This window comes from Azospirillum brasilense (assembly GCF_007827815.1).
GTDB lineage: Bacteria > Pseudomonadota > Alphaproteobacteria > Azospirillales > Azospirillaceae > Azospirillum > Azospirillum brasilense_C.
Map to the genome: position 1 here is coordinate 14,665 of NZ_VITH01000015.1, position 18,774 is coordinate 33,438.

16 protein-coding genes and 1 pseudogene are annotated in these 18,774 nt (G+C 67.0%); 11 read left to right on the forward strand and 6 right to left on the reverse strand.

All coding sequences use genetic code 11. The features are described 5' to 3' along the window. Positions 1 to 4: 4 nt before the first annotated feature. The gene (locus FBZ83_RS25095) at positions 5 to 652 is read right to left on the reverse strand and encodes a TorD/DmsD family molecular chaperone (protein ID WP_145689426.1); all 648 of its coding nucleotides are present in this window, start codon (positions 650 to 652) and stop codon (positions 5 to 7) included. Next, the gene (locus tag FBZ83_RS25100) at positions 649 to 2,277 is read right to left on the reverse strand and encodes a c-type cytochrome (RefSeq protein ID WP_145689427.1); all 1,629 of its coding nucleotides are present in this window, start codon (positions 2,275 to 2,277) and stop codon (positions 649 to 651) included. The genes FBZ83_RS25095 and FBZ83_RS25100 overlap by 4 nt, the downstream gene beginning before the upstream one ends. 217 nt (positions 2,278 to 2,494) lie before the next feature. Here FBZ83_RS25100 and FBZ83_RS25105 point away from each other — a divergent pair, with 217 nt between their 5' ends. Beyond that, positions 2,495 to 4,804, forward strand: coding sequence for a hybrid sensor histidine kinase/response regulator (locus FBZ83_RS25105; RefSeq protein WP_200476522.1), 2,310 nt, complete (start codon positions 2,495 to 2,497; stop codon positions 4,802 to 4,804). Beyond that, positions 4,801 to 5,490, forward strand: a complete 690-nt coding sequence (locus FBZ83_RS25110) for a response regulator transcription factor (RefSeq protein WP_186466184.1) — start codon at positions 4,801 to 4,803, stop codon at positions 5,488 to 5,490. The genes FBZ83_RS25105 and FBZ83_RS25110 overlap by 4 nt, the downstream gene beginning before the upstream one ends. A gap of 347 nt (positions 5,491 to 5,837) precedes the next feature. Here FBZ83_RS25110 and FBZ83_RS25115 read toward each other — a convergent pair whose 3' ends face one another. Further along, the gene (locus FBZ83_RS25115) at positions 5,838 to 6,593 is read right to left on the reverse strand and encodes a TetR/AcrR family transcriptional regulator (protein WP_145689429.1); all 756 of its coding nucleotides are present in this window, start codon (positions 6,591 to 6,593) and stop codon (positions 5,838 to 5,840) included. 143 nt (positions 6,594 to 6,736) lie between these two features. Between FBZ83_RS25115 and FBZ83_RS25120 the strand changes: the two genes are divergently transcribed. The 7 genes from FBZ83_RS25120 (at position 6,737) to FBZ83_RS31555 (ending at position 13,836) form a co-directional block, all read left to right on the forward strand. Further along, complete coding sequence (locus tag FBZ83_RS25120) at positions 6,737 to 7,879, forward strand: ABC transporter ATP-binding protein (RefSeq protein WP_237906974.1); 1,143 nt, start codon at positions 6,737 to 6,739, stop codon at positions 7,877 to 7,879. A 22-nt stretch (positions 7,880 to 7,901) separates the two neighbouring features. After that, a complete protein-coding gene (locus tag FBZ83_RS25125; RefSeq protein WP_145689431.1) occupies positions 7,902 to 8,966 on the forward strand; it encodes an ABC transporter substrate-binding protein in 1,065 nt (354 codons plus the stop codon). Continuing rightward, positions 8,963 to 9,859, forward strand: coding sequence for an ABC transporter permease (locus tag FBZ83_RS25130; protein WP_145689432.1), 897 nt, complete (start codon positions 8,963 to 8,965; stop codon positions 9,857 to 9,859). The genes FBZ83_RS25125 and FBZ83_RS25130 overlap by 4 nt, the downstream gene beginning before the upstream one ends. Further along, on the forward strand, positions 9,856 to 10,659 hold the full coding sequence (locus FBZ83_RS25135; protein WP_145689433.1) for an ABC transporter permease: 804 nt from the start codon (positions 9,856 to 9,858) through the stop codon (positions 10,657 to 10,659). The genes FBZ83_RS25130 and FBZ83_RS25135 overlap by 4 nt, the downstream gene beginning before the upstream one ends. Before the next feature lie 139 nt (positions 10,660 to 10,798). After that, entirely contained in the window at positions 10,799 to 12,367 is a 1,569-nt protein-coding gene (locus FBZ83_RS25140) for a class I adenylate-forming enzyme family protein (protein WP_247888463.1), read from the forward strand. Between the two features lie 70 nt (positions 12,368 to 12,437). Continuing rightward, positions 12,438 to 13,205 carry an enoyl-CoA hydratase/isomerase family protein gene (locus FBZ83_RS25145; protein ID WP_145689435.1) on the forward strand — a complete coding sequence of 256 codons (768 nt, stop codon included), beginning with the start codon at positions 12,438 to 12,440 and terminating at the stop codon, positions 13,203 to 13,205. A 322-nt stretch (positions 13,206 to 13,527) separates the two neighbouring features. After that, positions 13,528 to 13,836, forward strand: coding sequence for a transposase (locus FBZ83_RS31555; protein WP_186466185.1), 309 nt, complete (start codon positions 13,528 to 13,530; stop codon positions 13,834 to 13,836). Positions 13,837 to 13,953: 117 nt separating this feature from the next. Here the strand turns inward: FBZ83_RS31555 and FBZ83_RS25155 are convergent. Next, a pseudogene (locus FBZ83_RS25155) lies at positions 13,954 to 14,205 on the reverse strand (transposase); the annotation flags it as partial. Here FBZ83_RS25155 and FBZ83_RS25160 point away from each other — a divergent pair. Continuing rightward, on the forward strand, positions 14,173 to 14,610 hold the full coding sequence (locus FBZ83_RS25160) for an isocitrate lyase/phosphoenolpyruvate mutase family protein (protein ID WP_247888472.1): 438 nt from the start codon (positions 14,173 to 14,175) through the stop codon (positions 14,608 to 14,610). The pseudogene FBZ83_RS25155 and the gene FBZ83_RS25160 sit on opposite strands and share 33 nt — an antisense overlap. A gap of 759 nt (positions 14,611 to 15,369) precedes the next feature. Here FBZ83_RS25160 and FBZ83_RS25165 read toward each other — a convergent pair. Then, positions 15,370 to 16,680, reverse strand: coding sequence for a hemolysin family protein (locus FBZ83_RS25165; protein ID WP_145689436.1), 1,311 nt, complete (start codon positions 16,678 to 16,680; stop codon positions 15,370 to 15,372). 437 nt (positions 16,681 to 17,117) lie between these two features. After that, complete coding sequence (locus FBZ83_RS25170) at positions 17,118 to 17,600, reverse strand: hypothetical protein (RefSeq protein WP_145689437.1); 483 nt, start codon at positions 17,598 to 17,600, stop codon at positions 17,118 to 17,120. A 278-nt stretch (positions 17,601 to 17,878) separates the two neighbouring features. Between FBZ83_RS25170 and FBZ83_RS25175 the strand changes: the two genes are divergently transcribed. Next, complete coding sequence (locus FBZ83_RS25175) at positions 17,879 to 18,760, forward strand: amidoligase family protein (protein ID WP_211101697.1); 882 nt, start codon at positions 17,879 to 17,881, stop codon at positions 18,758 to 18,760. The last annotated feature ends 14 nt before the right edge of the window (positions 18,761 to 18,774 follow it).

Genomic DNA, 18,774 nt, shown 5'->3' on the forward strand with positions numbered 1-18,774 from the left:
CCTTTCAGATCGCTGCGGCTGCGCGGCCACCGTCCACCGTCGCGGAACCATCCGCGATCCGGTCGAGCAGCGAGAGCAGGAAGCGCGCGAGATTGCCGTAATAGCCGACGCCGTCGGCCCTGATGAGCGCCCCGGCGAAGCGGCCGGTCCAGACCCGCATCTGGTCCAGCAGGTCGGCGACCGTCGCGGTCCGCCGCTGCCGCATCGCCTCCGCCAGCGCCGCCAGTTGGATCGCCACATGGTCGGGCGGTTCGGCGCAGTCCGCCCCGACCCGCATGTCGAGATCGCGCAGCACCGCCCGCATGCGGTCGACGGCCGGGCCGCAGAGCCGCCCGGTGCCGTCCCACAGGCTGGCGTAGGGCGGAACGGACCGCTGGCGGAAGATGCCTTCGAACAGGGCGGTGTGCCGCCGCTGCACCGCCAGGGTCACGTCCGCCACCGAACCGGCGGCAAGCAGCTGGCAGAGGGCGTCCGCCGCGGCGGGCTGGCCGAGCGCCTCGCCGAACCGGCGCAGGGCGATCTGCCCCGGCATCGTGCGCGCCGCCTCGACCTGTTCGATGGTGGGGGGCGACAGGAACTGCCGCGCCAGCCAGTCGGTGACCGCAACGAGGTCCGTCTCCCCGGAAAAGGCGTGCGTCATGGCTCCACTCATTTCGCCGCCTCCTTGCCGTTCGGGCGCAGATCCTTCGAGTGGTTCTGCAGGTAGGTGAGGATCAGCCGGTACTGGTCGTCGTTGAAGGAGGTGAAGCGCTTCATCGCCTTCAGCGTTCCGACCCACTGGTTGGCGGTGAAATGCTGCTTGTCCGGCAGCACATGGCAGGCGGAGCACGCCTTCTGGTAGGTCGCCTGGCTGTAATCCCACAGCGCTTTGCGGTCCGCGTTCAGGTTGGCGGCGTCGGACCACAGGGTGACCTCGACCGGGACCCAGGACTGGCCGGTGTCGGCGTCGGTTTCCGGCTTGCCGCGCTTCACGGCCGCCGCCGCCGCTTGGTCGAGCACGGCGAGCATCACGCGATGCCCCTTCGACTGATAGACGACCGACGGCGCCTCCGCCATCTGCCAGCCCTTCAGCACCAGCTCCAGCGTGTCGGCGTTGCGGGCTGCGACATGCACCGGGGCACCGCCCAGCAGCTTGCCCTGCTCCGGGACCGATCCGCCGACGCCCGCCTGTTCAAGCCACACCGGCTTGGTCGCCACCACCCAGACGTCTCCGCCCTGGGCGATGGCCTGCTCCGGCGTGGTCGGCAGCGTCGGCGCGGCGGCGACGGCGTTGCGGAGCATCACCAACGTGTCGGTCCGGTTGGGTTCCGGCATGCCGGGCGCGGGCTTGTGGACGGCGGGAAGATGCTTCAGGTAGACGGCCATCGCCAGCAGGTCCTCGCGCGGAAGCTGCGCGGTGTTCTTGACGACCTCCGCCATGTCGCCCGCCGCCGTGCGGCCGATGGGGCTGACGCCGGTGTGCAGGTAGTTGGCGATCGCGTTGACCGACCAGAAGCCGATCCCGGTCTCGTCGGGGGAGATGTTGGGGAAGTAATCGACGCCGTCGGGGGACTTGCCGCCGCCGTAGCGCTGGCTTGCGATGACGTTCCCCATCAGGCCGCGCGACGAATGGCATTCGGCGCAATGGCCCGGCCCCTCCACCAGATATTCGCCGCGCCGGTACTGGGCCGCGTCGATACCGGCCGGAACCGGGCTTTCCTCGCCGCGCTTGCCGTCGAGGAAGGCCAGCCTCCAGACGCCGACGCCGCGCCGCATGGCATAGGGGAACTTCAGGTCGTGGTCCGGTACCTTGTTGCCGACCGGCTTCAGGCTGAGCAGGTAGGCGTAGAGGTCGCGGACGTCGGTGCCGCTCAGCCGCTGGTAGGAGGTGTAGGGGAAGGCCGGATAGAGGTTCCGGCCGTCCGGCCAGGCTCCGCCCGGCCCGACGCCTTCCCGCAGCGCGCGGTCGAACTGGGCCAGCGTCCAGCCGCCGATGCCGGTCTGCGGATCGGGCGAGATGTTGGGCATGTGGAACACGCCGAACTGCGTGTCGAGCGCCCAGCCGCCGCCCAGGACGGTGTCGTCCTCCTGGCCGGGGGTCTTGTGGCAGGTCGCGCAGTCGGAGGCGACGAAGACCTTGCGCCCGTTGGCGAGGTCGGCGCCCTCGGCGTCCGGCAGGGTCCGGCCGGGATGGGTGGCGGACCATGTCCAGGGCGAGGTCAGCACCACGAAGCCCAGCACGCCCAGCAGCGCCGCGCCCCCGGTGAGACGGTAAAGGGTCCTGCGATGAAGTGCCATGTCGTGTGCTTCCTTCGAATGGTACCGACCGATGGAAGCAGCGTAGCGACGGTGGCGGCGCCATAGGCGTCACGCCTGTGAGCAAGATGTAGACGCGATGTAAACGACGACGCCCTTTACACCGGCCGCACCGGCCGTAAGCTGGCCGTCTGGAGTCCGGGGGCCGGGGGCCGGGGGCCGGAACCTCGACGGGGCAATGGCTGGAGGATGGGTGCGGATGAAGCGGCGGGCCGAATGGTTGACCGACGCCCTTCGGGCCGAATGCGGGGCGCTGGTCGACGAGGGCATCCGGCTGGCCAAGCAGAAGGGCTATGCCGACCAGACCAGTTCCATGCGGGCGGCCTGGACCGAAGCCACCGTGGCGCTCAACGAGGGTCTTGCCGCCTATCTGTCCGACCCGCTGCGCCGGGATGGGCACAGCGGCCACAACAATTATCGCACCGACCCGCGTTTCGACAGGCTCCGCCACATCGCGCAGACGCACCACGACGCGGGAATCCCGCTGGAGCTGAACAACGGCTTGCTCAAGCTGTACCGGCGCGCCTATCGCAACCGGCTGGGCGACCTGCCGGACGGTGCGCGGGAGTTCGGCAGCGGCGACGCCTTCCGGGCGAGGCTCGACGATTTCTTCGACGAGGTCGAGCTGGCGATGCTGGTTCCCTGGGCGGTGGCCGCGCCGCAGGAGGAGGCCTTGAGCGACAGCCTGCGGCGGCTGACGCGCGAGCGCGACCAGTATTTCGCGGCGCTGGAAAGCCTGCGCAATCCGGTGTTCATCCTGGACGAGGACGGCCGGCTGCTGACCGCCAACCGGGCGGCCCTGCAATTCTTCCTCGACATGTCGGAAGCTGGTGCGTTGACCTACCGTCTGGCCCTGCAACCGCACCGCAGCGAACTCCAGGCGGTGGTGGACCAGATCGTCGCCACGCCGGGCACGGAGTGGAATTCGATCTGGATGCAGACCCGCCAGGGCAGCCGCTGTTTCGACATCCGCCTGCGGTCGGTCGAGGATACGGTCCACAAGCTGCGGCCCTGGCAGATCATGCTGCTGCACGACGTGACCGAGCATCATCAGGCGATCCGCAGGGCGCGCGAGGCGGAACGCACCATGTCGCTGTTCCTGGCGGCGATGTCCCATGAAATCCGCGCGCCGCTCCACAGCGTCCTGGGGGCCGCAAGCCTGATGAAGGGGGCCAGCCCGGAAAAGCAGGAGGAACTGGTCGAGCTTCTGGACATCGCGGCCCGGTCGCTGAACACGACCCTGGAGAATGTGCTCAGCTTCTCGCGCTTCGAGCATCAGGCGCCGCAGCCGCGTCCGGTTGCGGTGTGCCTGCGCGAGGCTTTGAGCGATCTGGTGCGGATCAAGGACATTCCCGCCCGTCAGCTGGGCGTGCCCCTGCGCCTGGAGATGGCGCCGGGCCTGCCGGAGCATGTCCGGCTGGATTGGTCGATGATCCAGCAGATTCTGGGCAACCTGATCCAGAACGCCCTGCGCCACGACGACGGCCGTGGGGTGCTGGTCGGCCTGCGGGTGGAAGACGGCATGCTGGTCTTTCGGGTCGCCGACCATGGGCCGGGCATGCCCGAGGAGATCCGCGACATGCTGGCGCAAGCCCCCGTCGGGCTGCGGCCCCGGACGACGGGGCGCAACGGGTCCGGCCTCGGCCTGGCCATCGCACAGCGCATGACGCTGGCGCTGGGAGGCGGCATCGCCGTTCTCGATCCTCGGGAAGGGGCCGTTGTCGAGGTGCGCCTGCCACTGGTCGTGGCTTCCCCGGCAGAACCGCCGGCCCGGCAGAGCATGCCGGACGACCGTCTCCACCAGAACTGCCTCATGGTCGACGACGACCCGATCAATGCCCAGGTCACCGCCGCCATGCTGGATCGCATGGGTCTGTCGGTGGACCACGCCCAGACCCTGGAGCAGGCGCACGCCCTGTTGCTTGCGGCCCCGGACGCCTATGGCGTCTTCCTCCTCGATTACCGGTTGCCGGACGGCACCGGACCGGACTTCGCCCGTGAGATCCGTCGCAATCCGGCTTCGGCGGATGCCTCGATCATCCTGTTGAGCGCCAACGCCGATTGGGTTCGCGCCTCGCCCGCCGACGCCGGACTGTTCCAGGCCATCCTGGAGAAGCCGCTGGACGCGACCGCGCTGGGCAAGGCCATCCGCGGCAAGGCGGCGCGACCGGCGGTGGGGGCGGGCGGACTGCTCGACGGCCTGTCGCCGACCGCCCGGCGGCGGATGGCGGAAGCGTTCACCCGTGGCTGGACTGAGTTCCGTACGATGCTGGAGGTCGCCGACCCGGCGGAGCGGGATGCCGCCCTTGCCGCTCTCGCCCACAAGCTGGCGAGCGGAGCCGCGACCTTCGGTCTGGACGAAATCGCCGACCGGCTGCGCCGGATCGAAGCGGCGCATGAGGATGGCACCGTCGGCGCGGCGACGCGGGCCAAAGAGCATGGTTCCCTGCTCGCATGTTCTCTGCCACCGGATTGGCGGAACCGCTTCGCAGAGGACTTCTCAGCGTGACCGAGACCGCCGACATTCTTCTCGTCGACGACGACGTCCTGATCCAACTGATGGTCGAGGATGTGGTCACGCAGATGGGGCATCGCTTCCATTGCGCCGCCGACGGCGAGCAGGCGCGGGCCGCGCTGAAACGGCAGCGCTTCGATCTGGTGATCCTGGACCGCCGGCTGCCGGACACCGACGGCCTGCTGCTCGCCCAGACCATCCAGGCCGAAGCCAGGGCGCCCTTCATCGTGCTGTCCAGCCTGTCGGCCTCGCACGACCAGTTGCTCGGCCTGGGGCTGGGCGCCCTCGACTACATCTGCAAGCCGGTCGAGCCGGCCTTGCTCCGGGCGCGCATCGCCAAGCACATCGACGCGCCGCGCGAAGCGCATGAGGACAGGGTCGTGACCGTCGGCAAGGCCGTTCAACTCAACACCCAGACCCGCCGGCTGTCGGTCGGCGGGCGGACCGAAGTCCTGTCCCCGGCCGAAAGCCGGCTGCTCGTCCATCTGATCCACACGCTCGACCGGCCGTCGGATCGGCTGGAGATCAGCAAAGCGATTTGCGGGCGGGAGTGGGTGTATGGAGACCGCACCGCCGACGTGTTGGTATCACGCCTTCGCCGTCGACTTGCCGGAAGCGAGGTGGAGATCGTCACGGTCCATGGGCTTGGGTATCTGCTGACCGCCAAGCCGGATGCGTAGGTTAATGCCCGTCCTCAGGAGAATGGACCCGTGTACAATTGTCCCGCCGCGGCATTTTCACCTGTTCATGGTGCCGCACTTATATGCCGCAATGGGCCTTGCACCAAGCTCTGGCTTGGGCGGGCGGCTATCCCCACAGTGATGGTGTGGAAACCAGGGCCGAGCGGATCGGCTCCAAGCATCAAGACGGACAGCCATGGATCACTGTGCCGGAATCGACGTCTCGTCGGAACAGAGCAGCGTGTGCGTGGTTCAATCGCCTCGTCTTCGTCATCAGACACCTTCCCGTTCCACTCGGAGCTTAGCTGAGGTGTCCGCCGAGCCAGGGTGAATCTGTCCGAACCTTGTCACCCTGATGCGGCGTGGCGGTTAGCGCTTACAGCCGGCTGGATTGGGCCTTCGAACTGCACCATCGCAAGATACCATTGATCGGACAGCGCTTTTGCGAGGCTGTCGGCGGTGGGGAAGGACCGGCACAGCAACGCGTCGCCATGGACGAACCGTTCGCGCAAGCTTTCGATCGTCATCGCGATCAGCAGGCGCAGGACGCCCTCGAACCTGCCGCGTTCCTCCACGCCGAAGGGCTGTCCGCGACGGCGGGCGACAGCGACGATGATGCGGTCGACCCATTCGGAATTCATCCGCTCGCGCATGCGCAACACCTCGGGATTCCGCGTGGCCAGTTCCGAGAACAGGCTGTAGAAGCCTGCGTTCGCCTCATAGGCGCGGCAATAGTCGGTGTTGGCGGTCAAGATCGCCTCGTAGCTGCTTCGTGGCCCCTTCGATACGGTGCGGCGGTGGGTGACATATTCGAAGAACAGGTTGACGAGGACGACGGCGCATTCGTCCATGTCTTTGAAATGATTGTAGAAGGTTCCGCGTGACAGCCCAGCTTCGTCCAGCAGGGCCTCCACCGTCATCAGCTTTCCCCGTGTGGTGCGCAGGTGGCGGGCGACCAGGGAGAGCAGCATGTAGCGCGTCCGCTCCCGCTTTGGGCGCGTCCGCTCCCGGCTCTTGATCGCCAGCACCTCTTCAAAGAAGAGAGGGGGAACGGTTTCATCCCGCTCAGGCCCGCTGCCCTGAATTTTCTCATCCTGCTGCATTTTTATGCCCTCGCTCCCCAACCACCATGGCCCCGACAAAAATGTTCTGCGAACTGACGTTCACAGCTTGACGAAGGCCATTTTTACACATAGCGTCATATTTAGACAATGCGTCATCACTGGACAGGCCGATGATACCTACGATGGTGGATGTCAATAAACCCTCCAGCGGCACCTTGAACAGGGAAGCTTTTTCGAAAGCGAAGGCGACCGGTGCGACGATCGAGTTCCAATCCGTCCGCAAGGCCTATGGATCGATAACAGCACTGCACGATTTTTCTCTGACCATTCATCCCGGCGAGTTCCTGACGATCCTCGGGTCGAGCGGATCGGGGAAAACGACGGCTCTGAATGCACTTGCGGGTTTCTCCGGGGCGGACTCGGGCGACATCCTCATCGACGGCAAGTCGGTGATCGACGAGCCGCCGGAGCGCCGGAATCTGGGGATGGTGTTCCAGAACTATTCCCTGTTCCCGCACATGACGGTGTTCGACAACATCGCCTTCCCGCTGCGGATGCGCCGCGCCCCGCGTAGTGAGATCAACGAACGGGTGGAGCGGGTCCTGGAGATCGTCCGGCTCGGCGCGCTCGCCAAGCGGATGCCCCGCGATCTCTCCGGTGGACAGCAGCAGCGAGTGGCTTTCGCCCGCGCCATCGTGTTCGAGCCGCCCGTCCTGTTGATGGACGAGCCGCTCGGCGCGCTCGATCTCAAGCTGCGCGAAGCGCTGCAGTTCGAGATCAAGGAAATCCAGCATCAGCTCGGCTGCACCGTGGTCTATGTAACTCACGATCAGCGCGAGGCGCTCGCCATGTCGTCGCGCATCGTCGTGCTGCGCGACGGCCGGATCGAGCAGGTCGGCACCCCGTCGGAAATGTACGACGCGCCGAAAAGCCGCTTCGTCGCCGATTTCATCGGCCAGACCAACCTGCTGGCCGCCGATCTGTCGACGGCCGGATCGGTGTCCATTTCCGAACTGGGCGCCGTTTACCGGGATGCGGACTCCCAAGCCCGCCAGGGGGCCTGGTACGCCAGCGTTCGTCCCGAAAAGCTTCAGCGCCGCCCGGCCGAAGGGGCGGACATTGCCGTGGGCGTGACCGTTCAAGAAGCGGTATTCCTCGGCGACGTGATCGAGTACAGCGCCCGCACCGCCCATGGTGCGCTCATCCACTTCCGGGAACAGAGACGCGACAGGGATCGGATCCCGGAACGCGGCGAGACGATCAGTCTCGTCCTGCGACCCTCTGACGTCGTCCTCGTTCCGGATCTCGCCAAGACCGGTCGCTAAAGAACTGATTGGGAGTGCCGTTATGAAGAAGCTGCTGTGGAGCCTCTCCGTTGGAGCGGCGATTGTCGGCGGTGCCGGCGACGCCGCCCTGGCCCAGTCCGGCAACAAGTCGATCACGATCGCCAATTACGGCGGTGCGTGGGCGGAAACCCTGAACCGCATCTGCATCGAGCCGTTCACCAAGGAGACCGGCATCACCGTCACCCAGGCGGCGACCGAAGACTCCCTTGCCCAGATCCGCGTCCAGCAGACCACCAAGAACATCCTGTGGGACATTGCGCCCACCGAACGTTCGGGCTTGCCGGTCTCGTCCAAGAATGGCTGGCTGGAGCCGATCGACTGGTCGGTGGTCGACCCGGAAAACAAGCTCCCGCCGGTTGCCCGCAAACAGTACGCCATCGGCGCAATCGCCTATTCCACCACAATCGGCGTGCGCACCGATAAGCTGCCGGAAGGCAAGAGCTTCGGCGGCTGGAAGGACTTCTGGGACGTCAAGACCTTCCCCGGCCCGCGCACGCTGCGCAACTCCCCGGCGGAAAATCTCGAATTCGCCCTGATCGCCGACGGCGTAAAGCCGTCCGAAGTCTACAACGTGCTGCGGTCACCGGAAGGCGTCGACCGCGCGTTCAGGAAACTGGACGAGATCAAGCCGGCGATCACCGTATGGTGGACCAGCGGCCAGCAGCCGGTCCAGTTGCTCGCCAGCGGCGAGGTCTTCTACGCGACAGCCTTCAACGGCCGCATCCAGCAGCTTCAAAAGGACAAGCTGCCGGTCAGGATCATCTGGAACGGCGGATCGCTGGACGTCAGCTACTATTCCATCGTGAAGGGCGCCCGCAACGTGGCCGATGCCCAGAAATTCATGAACTACTGCTGGAACACACCGACGCGCTTGGCCGAGATCGCCCGCGCCATGCCCTACTCCTCCTTCAACCCTGACATCTACAAGATCCTCTCGGCCGACGAGGCCAAGGAACTTCCGACCAGCCCGGCGAACCTCGACGTTCAGTTCGCGCTGGATTCCGAATATTGGGCTGAAAACCTCCCGCGCATCCAGAAGCGGTGGGAAGCTTGGCGCCTGCAATGAGCGACGGCGTTGCCATGCCGCACGATGGGAAAGGGGCGGCGCGCGGCAGGCGCGCGCCTCTCTCCTCCCTGTGGCTGCTTGCCCCGGCGGCCGTGCTGTTCCTCTTCGTGTTCATCCTCCCGGTGGGCGAGGTCGCGTTGTGGAGCGTGCAGGGTGAAGCCGGGCTGTCGGCGGAGAATTACGAGGCGGCACTCGGCGCGGGCCCATACCGGACGATCCTGTTCGGAACCTTGCAGCTTTCCTTCGGCGTGGCCTGCGCCTGCATCCTGGTCGGTTATCCGGCCGCCTATTTCCTCGCATCCCGTCCGCCGCGCAACCGGACCCTGCTGCTCCTGCTCATCCTGACCCCGCTGTGGGTCAGCGTGCTGGTGCGCACCTTCGGCTGGATCGTCGTTCTCGGCCGGGAAGGGCTGGTGAACTCCATGCTGATCGGGATTGGCGCCGTCGACGGGCCGCTCCAGATGCTGTACACGCGCGGAGCCGTCTACATCGCGATGGTTCAGGTCCTGCTGCCGGTCGCCATTCTGGTCATGTTCTCGACCATGACCACCATCAACCGCTCTCTGTTGATGGCGTCCCGGATTTTGGGTGCATCGCCGTGGCGCGGCTTCGTCCACATCTTCCTTCCGCTGAGCGCGGGGGGAGCGGTCAACGCCTGGATGCTCACCTTCGTGCTGGCTCTCGGCTTCTTCATCACCCCGGCGCTGGTCGGCGGTCCGAAGGAGACGATGATCGCGAACCTGATCGCGACGCAGATCACGCTGACCCTCGATTGGGGCCTGGGTTCGGCGCTGGGCGTGGTGTTGCTGATCGCGGGCTTTGCCGTGGTGGGCGCCATCGCTCTGCTCTTCCGGCGTGTGACGGGGCTGAGCGGCCATGGAGGCTCGCGATGAAACGATCACTTTGGGAAAAGTCCGGGTGCTACCTGCTTCCGGTCTATTTCGTCGGCGTCCTGCTTTACCTGTTGCTGCCGTTGCTGCTGGTCATCCCGATGTCGATCAGCGAAACGCGCTATCTGAAATTCCCGCCGCAAGGCTTCACGTTCCGATGGTATCAGGAGTTCTTCGCGTCCGCCGGCTGGATCGACGCCACCCTGCGCAGCCTGCTGATCGCCGCGGCGAGCGCCGTGCTGGCCACCGCCATCGGCACCACCGCCGCCCTGGTGCTGAGCCGGGAGGGCAGCAAGGCCGCGCGGGTGGCTGGACCGGTCTTCCTGGGTCCGCAGGTGGTGCCGGTCATCATCCTGGCGCTGGGCACCCTGCTGGTCTTCAGCCGCTTCGGCCTTTACGGCTCGCTGTGGGGGGTGGTTCTGGTCCATGCCGTTCTGGCTCTGCCCTTCGTCACCACCACGGTGTCCGGGGCGCTGCGTCAGACCGGCGATACGCTGGCCCGCGCGGCCCGCGTGCTGGGGGCGAAGCCGCATGAGGCCTTCTGGCACGTCACCTTGCCGACGATCCGTCCGGCGGTGATCTCGGCCGCCGTGTTCGCCTTCTTCATCTCCTTCGACGAGCTGGTCATCGCCCTGTTCGTCATGGGGCAGAACGAAACCCTGCCCATGCGCATCTGGGCGGACATGCGTCACGACCTGACGCCGGTCGTGGCCGCCGTCGCCACGCTGCTGATTGTCGTCACCTTCGTCGCTGTCTTCATGAGCGATCTGATCCAACGCCGCGCCCAACGGCGCGCGGGGTGACGGGTCGCCCGGCACCGCGCGCCTGCGCCGCACCTCAAATGGGCCACCACACCCGACGGTCCCATCACCCAAGGAAAGTGTGATGTTCTCAGATTTCCGCAGGGAAGAACCCGATGCTCTTGCCCACCGCCTGGAGGCGATGACGCTTCCAGATTCGGTGTATGACCTGCTGCTGACTACCGCCACCCGTGTCCCGACGGCGCCCGCTTGGCGCTTTCTCGACGATAGGGTGGAGCGGAACTGGGGCGAGGTCCTTGCCAGGGTCGATACCGCCGCCGCCGCCCTGTCCGCCATCGGCATCGGCCCGGGGGTCCATGTCGCGGTTATGGCGTGGAACCGCGAGGAATTCCCGATCACTTGGCTGGCGCTGTCGCGTCTCCAGGCGGTGATGGTACCGGTCAACGCGACCTACACCGCGCGTGAGGTCGAGTATGTCCTGAAGACCTCGCTCGCCACCTACATGGTGCTGGAGGCGGAGTTCCTGCCGCATCTGGACAGGCTGGAAACGGTGACGCTCGATCCCTCCCGCATCGTCGTGATCGGCGATGCCGTGTCGGACCGTCACCGCAACTGGCGGATCCTGATGGACGAGGCCCGTGGCCGTCAGGCCCCGGCGATCCCCCGTTCGATGGACGCCACGCTGAACCTCCAATACACCTCTGGCACGACGGGCTTCTCCAAGGCCTGCATGCTCAGCAACGAGTATTGGCTGTGCCTCGGCATCAGTTCGACCGAGTTCTTCGCCACCGACCTGCGCCGCTTCTATGTCGGCTCCAGCTTCTTCTACATGGTGGGGCAGCGCATCCTGCTGAATGCCATGGTCAGCGGAGGCTGCGCCTTCTTCCCGCGCAAACCGGGCGCCAAGCGCTTCATGCCCGACGTGTCGGCGCTGGAATGCGATTACTGCGCCCTGTTCGAGATGGTCTACAAGCAGCCGCCGCGCCCGGGCGACGCGGACAACAAGCTGAAGATCGCCACGATCTTCGCCTTCGGCCCCGAGAGCCATGTCGACTTCCAGCGCCGCTTCGACGTGTATGGCCAGGAATTCTACGGCATGACTGAAATCGGCGGCGGCAGCTATGTCCCCGCCCATCGCCTGCCGGAGATGACCGGATCGGGAAGCTGCGGCGTGGCCGCTCCCTTCCGCGAGCTGATGATTGCGGGCGAGGACGGAAAGCCGGTTCCCACCGGCGAGACGGGCGAGCTGTGGGTTCGCGGCCGTGGCATCCTCAAGGGCTATTTCGGCAATGAGGAAGCGACGGCGGACGCCTTCACCGACGGATGGTTCCGAACCGGCGACCTTTGCCGCGTGGATTCCGAGGGCTATCACTACATCCTTGGCCGCACCAAGGACATGGTCCGCCGCATGGGCGAGAACATCGCCTCGCGCGAGGTTGAAGTGGTGCTGCGCGCGCTCGACCAGATCCAGGACGCCGCCATCGTGCCGGTGCCCGACGATTACCGCGGCGAGGAGATCAAGGCCTACATCCTGCTGGCCCCCGGTGTGTCCCCGGACTCCTGCACGCCGGACTTCATCGCCGATCACTGCTCCCGCCATCTCGCCGGGTTCAAGGTCCCCCGCTACTACGAGTACCGCGACAGCTTCCCGCTGACCGACTCCCAGCGGGTCCAGAAGAAGCACCTGATCGCCGAGAAGCCCGACCTGCGGGTCGGCGCCTATGACCGGCAGGACAAAATCTGGCGCTGACGCCAACCCCATCCCATCCCCATCGACCCAATCCGAATAGGCCAGCCGGCCTTGAATGAGGACTATTGCCATGCCCGAAATTTCCACGCGGACGGAGGGCGCGATCCGCATCCTGACCATCTCCAACGAACGCAAGCGGAATGCGTTCGAAGGATCGATGGCGGCGGACTTTCTCCGTCTCCTGAACGAAGCGGAAAGCAATGACGCGGTGCGCGTGATCGTGGTCACCGGAGCCGGGGACATCGCCTTCTCCAGCGGCCATGACCTGAACGAGATCGCGTCCGGCGTGCACGCCGAAAGCAACCTGGGGGAAGAACCCTTCCTGCGCCCGCGCAGCATGCGCAAGCCAGTGATCGCTGCAATCAACGGCCATTGCTATGCCGCGGCCCTCATCTTCGCAGTGAACTGCGACCTGCGGGTGGCCAGCAGAAACGCGACCTTCGGTTCGCCGGGGGCGCGTCTCGGCATGCTGCCCGAGGGCGGCCAGATCGGCCGTCTGCCGCGTCTGATGACGTCGGCCCGCGCGCTGGAGCTGATGTTGACGGCGAACCCGCTGTCGGCCGACGAGGCTTACCGGACCGGCTTCATCAACCGGCTGGCCGAAAAGGGCGAGGCATTGAGCGAAGCGCTCGCTCTGGCGGGCGACATCGCCAGGAATTCCCCGTCCGTGGTCGCCGCGATCAAGGCCGGCGTGATCCTGGGCGAACTCGAGGGGGTCGAGGCCGCGGCCATCTATGAAGCGACGGTCGCCCGCCGGCTGGAGACGGAAGCCGATGCCCGTGAAGGTGTCAGCGCCTTCCTGGAAAAGCGCGCTCCCATGTTCCGGGGCGGTGCATAGCGATAGTTTTGGAGGGTGGAAGACAACGGCACCATCACCTTGTCGTCCACCCAATTGCCTGCGCGACAGCGGCCCCGGCACCTGGGCTCGCCCGTCAGGCGGCGGGGAGGTCCTCGCGCCGTACCTCGAGCACTTGGAGCACCGCTAGGCCGAAGGTCAGCGAAACGCCACCGCGCTATGGCGCGAGATCGGCGGCCGGGGGTTCACCGGCGGCCGATCAACGGTGCGGGCGTGGGCCACGAGCCGGCGCCGGACGTCCCCGGACACGCTGGACGCCGGCCCCTCGAAGGCCGACACATGGAAGCCTCCGTCCATCCGAGGCGTGGCGCGCCTTCTGCAGACCGACCAGAAGGAACTGGCGGAGGTTGATCGGGGGTTCGTGGACACGCTGCTGGCCGATGTCCCTGTGCTCGGCGACGTACGTGATCCCGCGCACCGCTTCGCTGCGCTGGTGCGCAAGCAGGGGACGGGCACCCTCGACGATTGGATGGCGGCCACCGCCGGGACATCGCTGGAGGGCTTCGCGTCCGGACTCCGAAAGGATTTGGCGACCGTGCGGGCGGCGCTGGAGACGCCCTGGTCGACCGGCTTGGTCCGACCGGCCTGGTCGAGGGACGGATCAATCGACTGAAGACCATCAAGCGTACCATGTACGGCCGAGCCGGTTTCGAACTCCTGCGCAGTTCGTGCCCCGAGGCGTGGTGTCTGAGGGGGCCTCTGTGCTCTTCGGCGAGGTGAAGCCACCGGCCTACTCCGCGGCAATCGGCAGCGGATCAGCCGTCTGAGGGTGGCACAGCTCGTTCATGCTTTCCATGGTCATGTACCGCCGGCACACCGCCCACTCGTCGTGCTGTTCGAGCAGCAAGGCACCGACGAGACGGGTGACCGCCCCCTCCCCGGGGAAGATGCCGACGACGTTGGTCCGCCGCTTGATCTCGCCATTCAGGCGCTCCAGCGGGTTCGTGCTGTGCAGCTTGGTGCGCAGGTCCTTGGGGTAACCGGCGTCCTCCTGACCGCACGTTGCGAGTCCCTACTGGTGGATCACCCAGCGACCGTCGAGAAAGCGTTGCGTCGCTTGCCGGCCTACGCTGCCGCGGGCGCGGATGTCCTCTACGCGCCGGTTTTGCGGACCCCGGACGTCATCAAGGCGGCGGTCGACGCCGTCGATCCGAAGCCGCTCAACCTGCTGGTCTCGTCCCCGGTTGGCCTGTCGGTGGAGCAGATCGCCACCTTGGGCGTCCGTCGCATCAGCCTGGGCAGCGGCCTCAACCGCGCCGCCTGGGGCGGCTTCCTGCGAGCGGCCCGCATGCTGGCCGACCACGGGCGCTTCGACGCCCTCGGCGAGGCCGAACCGTTCGATGCGCTCAATAGGTTCTTCCGGACGCACGGCCGGCCAACACTCTGAACGACAGGAAGTGGGCGGCGGCCCGGTCAGCTTCATGCCTGGCGTGGACCGCCCGAAGGCACTCCAGATAAACTCAACCGGACGGTGGCTGGAGCCGGCCTCAGAAGATGCCTGCCAGGAGTTACGAGCAAACATTTTTGTTTGGGCATATCGCCACCCAATGCTCCCACATGGTGGTCAGGTGCAAACTTTGAAAATTTTGCTGACCAAGCACGTATGCTAGATCAATGCCTTAGAGCACACGAATGTGCAAACATTTTTGTCCGCTCACACATCATGCAGTCGAACAAAATTACATTAGCATTGGAAAGAAAGTCTTCGCATCGACAAGATGTTTGATACCGGCCCAGCTTGAGCTTAGTCTTAACTTTTTGACGCCTCTTTCTTCGGCGATGACTTTTCCTCCGATGGCCATCCCCGCAGTGGACAGGCGTCTCTGCTCACTCGACATGCCAGAGAGTGAAGACGCTGAGGCCGAACGGCTCACGGGTCCGCGCTTGGCGCAGACCATGAGTCCCTGCCCGTAGCGCCACCGTTTTCCACATCGGACGAGCGTGATCGACGCCGAGAGAGTCATGGAACGGGCGCCTCGCGCCCGGGCGCCCGTCTTCGGCCACATGGGCGGCCATGGCATGGGCGGCCACGGCATGGCCACAAGCGGAACGCCGGGAACCACCAAGCGCGCGTCGCGCCCTGGCGGCTTCCGGCGTCCCACCTTGCCCCGGATGGGGCTATGCGGCGTTCGGAGTGGGAGTCCGGTTACTCGTCGGCCCCCGCGGAGGGAACGGGCCGGGGAACGACCAGCAGCTTGTCGATCCGGCGGCCGTCCATGTCCACAACCTCGATCCGGACGCCCTCCCATTCGAACGCTTCGCCGGCCACCGGGACGTGGCCCAGGTGATGAAGCACCAGACCGGCCACCGTGTGGAAGTCACCTGTGCCGCGCACCCCGCGCAGCCCGACGGTGTCCTCGAACTCGTCCACCGGCATCCAGCCTTCCACCAGCCAGGATCCGTCCTCCCGGCGCACCGCGGCGGTTTCCATGGCCTCGCCGGCCTCCGGAAGATCCCCCGCGATGGTTTCCAGGATGTCGGTCAGCGTGACGATGCCCTCGATGCTGCCATACTCGTCGACGACCACCGCCAGATGGTGGCCGGAGGTCTTCATCAACTCCAGCAGCTTCAGGATCGGCGTGCCGTCATGCACGACCAGGGGCCGGACAACCTGGGCCTCCAGATCGAACGGCCGGCCCTCGACGAGGGACTCGACCAGATCGCGGGTGTGAAGGACGCCGACCAGTTCGTCGAGTTCGCCGCGGCACACCGGGTAGCGGGAATGGCCCCCGGCGCGGATCGCCGCCAGTTGCTCGGCCTGCGTCTTGCCCAGATCGAGCCAGGTGACGTCGGGGCGCGGGATCATGATGGTGCGCACCGTCCGGTCGGCCAGCCGCAACACGCCGTCGATCATCTCCTTCTCGGCCGGGGCGAACACGCCGGTCTGCGTGCCTTCGGAGATCATCGAGCGGACCTCCTCCTCGGTGACCGATTCCTCCCGCGCCCCCTGCAGGCCGAGCAGGCGCAGCAGCAGGTCGGTCGACGCCCCGAGCAGCCAGACGAAGGGAGCGGCGATGCGCGACAGCAGGCGCATCGGCGGGGCGATCAGCGAGGCCACGCGCTCCGGGCTCTTCAGGGCGATCCGCTTGGGAATCAGCTCGCCCAGGACGATCGACGAATAGGTGATGACGACCAGCACGCCGCCGACGCCGAGCAATTCACCCCGTCCGGCCAGGGCGGGAAAACTGTCGAGCCATTGGCCGAGCCGGTCGCCCAGCGTCGCGCCGCCGTACGCGCCGGCGACGACGCCGACCATCGTGATGCCGATCTGCACCGTGCTGAGGAAGCGGCTCGGGTCATCGATCAGCCGCAGCGCCATCCGCGCGCCGCCGTTGCCCTGGTCGGCCATGCTCTGCAGCCGGGCCTTGCGCGACGAGACGACGGCCAGCTCGGACATGGCGAACACCCCGTTCAACAGGGTCAGCGCGACGATGATGGCGATTTCAAAAGACAGCATGACGGGCGATTCCGGACGTGAGGAGAGACGGCGGGCTCCAACGGCTCAGGGGCGGTTGGGCGGCTGACCACAGGCGTGGGCCGGGCGGGGCGAGGGGCGCCCTGGCCTGGTCCCAGCACCGGCTCGACGCCCGGCTTGGCTGCCAGGGCCTGCCCGGCCACGGGTCTGCGTCTTGGGAATCGCCCGAATCGGGCTGCGGGGGAACGCCGCAGGACATCCGGTCGGGCCGGGTACCCTGCGGCCTACAAGGGCCGCTTGAAACGTTCATGGTGTCCCCAGCCGGTCGCCGGGGGCGCTCCGTCTTTGTTGCACCTGCCGCGATCATGTGGTTTCGGCACGCCTTCGCGCAACCGTGAAGTCGGGGTGGCGGCCCGAAACCGTTGGTGGCACCCCCGAACGATCCGGACGCGCCCGCCCCGTTGCGCCTGCGGACGCCGTCAGATCCGGATCTGCCCGTCCGCCGGCTTTTCTGCCGGTTTCTCCGCCGGCGCCGGCCGGGCGACGCCGTCCAGAGCCCGCTTCAGTGCCTCCAGGCCGGCCGCCGTCGAGCCCTTCGCCGATTCGACCGCCCCGGTGATCGCCATGCACAGATCCAGACGCTGCTGCGGATCCTGCCGGCTCAATTCGAGCAGGCGGCCGATGGCGCTGGTCCCATCCTCGGCGCCGGGCGGCGACCCCGCCGGATCAATGCCGAGCAGCGGCAGGATGTACTCCCGCCCCTTCTCCTTCGCCAGGGCGACGGCGCGGTCGCCGAACGTGCCGGCCGCCTGCAGCCCCATGTCCCAGCTGGTCAGGGCAGCGGACACCGTGGGCGAACACAGCGGCCCGGTTCCGGGCGCCGGATCGGCCGCCCTGGCGGGGGTGGCGGCGCACAGGCCGGCGGCGATGACGAGGGCTGCGGTGCGCGCGGTGATCGGCATGGCTTCAGGTTTCCCCAAGTGGCGTCCGCCTATTTGGGGGCACGACGATCGCGCGTCCAGTCGGGTTTCGTGCGCCTTGCGGCGAGGCCGGGCCACGGAAGGCGCCCGTTGCCCATGGCGGGACTTTTGTGCGTTGCAGCGGACCATCTTGGAAACCGGAGGCGCGGGGCCACATGCGGGGCATGCACCATCATGACCCTCCGCCGGCGACCGATTCCCCACCCGAAGGCCGCAGGACCACCCTCCGCTCCGCTCTCCGCTTCCGGCGGCCGCCGTCGATGCGAACCGCCCAAGGGACGATCCGGCGCGTGGGGGTGGAGGTCGAGTTCCTGGGCATCGACGCCCGGACCGCCGCCCAGGCGCTGGCGCGCGCGTTCGGCGGCACCTGCGTCGAGGAGGACCCCCACGCCTTCCATGTCCAGGACACGGCGATCGGGCGCCTGAGCGTCGAACTCGACGTGCGCCACGCCCACCCGCGGCGGACGGCGGCGGCCCAGCGCCTTCGCCTGAACCCGGCGCTGGCCGCCTGGCTCGGCGCGGCCTTGAGCGGCGTCGTGCCGCGCGAACTGATCACCGCGCCGCTCCCCGTCGACGAGTTGCACCGCGTGGACGACGCCTTGCGCGCGCTGCGCGACGCGGGCGCCCGTGGCACCGGGACGACGTGGTTCGGGTCGCTGGGGCTGCATTTCAACATCGATCCGCCCAGCCTCGACGCCGGCACGATCACCGCCGTGCTGAAGGCGTTCCTGCTGCGAAACGCCCGGCTGCGCCGCGAGACGGTCGGCCGCGGCCTGACGCCGGCCTTCCTCCCCTCGCCCTATCCGGACGATTATGTCCGCCGCGTCGTCGCCCCGGACTACTGGCCGGACCTGCCGACCCTGGCCGAGGATTATCTCGCCGCCAACCCGACGCGGAACCGCGATCTCGACCTGCTGCCCCTGTTCCTGCACCTCTTCCCGGACCGGGTGAGGGCGGCGCTTCCCCATGAGAAGATCGGAAGCCGGGCCGTCTTTCATTACCGCCTGCCCCAGGCCCATGTCAGCGATCCGGCGTGGAGCATCGCCGGCGCCTGGAACGGCTGGGCCGGCGTGGAAACGTTGGCCGGCGACCGCGACGACCTCCTGCGGCGTTGGCGATCCCTGCGGGAACGGGCAGCCTGATGTCAGCGAGGACG

What these genes read in the sequence shown, in the direction of transcription:
- FBZ83_RS25095 (WP_145689426.1), bottom strand. Translation starts at nt 652, where the DNA reads ATGAGTGGAGCCATGACGCACGCCTTTTCCGGGGAGACGGACCTCGTT.
- FBZ83_RS25100 (WP_145689427.1), bottom strand. Translation starts at nt 2,277, where the DNA reads ATGGCACTTCATCGCAGGACCCTTTACCGTCTCACCGGGGGCGCGGCG.
- FBZ83_RS25105 (WP_200476522.1), top strand. Translation starts at nt 2,495, where the DNA reads ATGAAGCGGCGGGCCGAATGGTTGACCGACGCCCTTCGGGCCGAATGC.
- FBZ83_RS25115 (WP_145689429.1), bottom strand. Translation starts at nt 6,593, where the DNA reads ATGCAGCAGGATGAGAAAATTCAGGGCAGCGGGCCTGAGCGGGATGAA.
- FBZ83_RS25120 (WP_237906974.1), top strand. Translation starts at nt 6,737, where the DNA reads ATGGTGGATGTCAATAAACCCTCCAGCGGCACCTTGAACAGGGAAGCT.
- FBZ83_RS25125 (WP_145689431.1), top strand. Translation starts at nt 7,902, where the DNA reads ATGAAGAAGCTGCTGTGGAGCCTCTCCGTTGGAGCGGCGATTGTCGGC.
- FBZ83_RS25130 (WP_145689432.1), top strand. Translation starts at nt 8,963, where the DNA reads ATGAGCGACGGCGTTGCCATGCCGCACGATGGGAAAGGGGCGGCGCGC.
- FBZ83_RS25135 (WP_145689433.1), top strand. Translation starts at nt 9,856, where the DNA reads ATGAAACGATCACTTTGGGAAAAGTCCGGGTGCTACCTGCTTCCGGTC.
- FBZ83_RS25140 (WP_247888463.1), top strand. Translation starts at nt 10,799, where the DNA reads ATGACGCTTCCAGATTCGGTGTATGACCTGCTGCTGACTACCGCCACC.
- FBZ83_RS25145 (WP_145689435.1), top strand. Translation starts at nt 12,438, where the DNA reads ATGCCCGAAATTTCCACGCGGACGGAGGGCGCGATCCGCATCCTGACC.
- FBZ83_RS25165 (WP_145689436.1), bottom strand. Translation starts at nt 16,680, where the DNA reads ATGCTGTCTTTTGAAATCGCCATCATCGTCGCGCTGACCCTGTTGAAC.
- FBZ83_RS25170 (WP_145689437.1), bottom strand. Translation starts at nt 17,600, where the DNA reads ATGCCGATCACCGCGCGCACCGCAGCCCTCGTCATCGCCGCCGGCCTG.
- FBZ83_RS25175 (WP_211101697.1), top strand. Translation starts at nt 17,879, where the DNA reads ATGCGAACCGCCCAAGGGACGATCCGGCGCGTGGGGGTGGAGGTCGAG.